The sequence below is a fragment of the Xenorhabdus innexi genome (genome assembly GCF_002632485.1).
GTDB classification, from domain to species: domain Bacteria; phylum Pseudomonadota; class Gammaproteobacteria; order Enterobacterales; family Enterobacteriaceae; genus Xenorhabdus; species Xenorhabdus innexi.
The window spans coordinates 1-433 of sequence record NZ_NIBU01000270.1; the positions used below are offsets into that span (position 1 = coordinate 1).

General features: G+C 58.2%; 1 protein-coding gene. It reads right to left on the reverse strand.

Annotation, left to right across the window (positions count from 1 at the left end; translation table 11 throughout):
• The coding region (locus Xinn_RS21545; RefSeq protein WP_479688280.1) for a TraC family protein at positions 1-433 on the reverse strand (433 nt) is incomplete at both ends.

The following is a 433-nucleotide window of genomic DNA, read 5'->3' on the forward strand; positions in this document are numbered from 1 at the left end:
TGCCCCGCCGCGGTTAAAGAAACTGAACCCCGGATGCCCGGTGCCGGTTGAGCGCCCGGTCACCGGCAATAATCCGGCCAGATGCTGCACCCACATCAGACGGCTGTGCCAGTGTTTTTTATCCTTTTGCGGGTTAAAGCACATCGGCAGCGCCCGTAAATAGGCATTCAGCGGTGACACACTGAATTCAGGCCGGACAGGCTGCAAGCCTGCGGTCAACAGGGTAGACGATAACTGGTGCACCCGATGATTCAAATCAGGCAGATCCCTGCCACGGACCAGAAAGGTGAGTGCACTGCGGTACAGTTTATGCCGTCGCCCCAGCAACGCTTTCACTTCCTGCACATCCTGCCGGACACGCAGCGATTCGGTGTTGTCCCCCACGGCATTTTTCGCCAGCCGGGTAAAATCCTCTTCCAGCCGATCCTGTGCC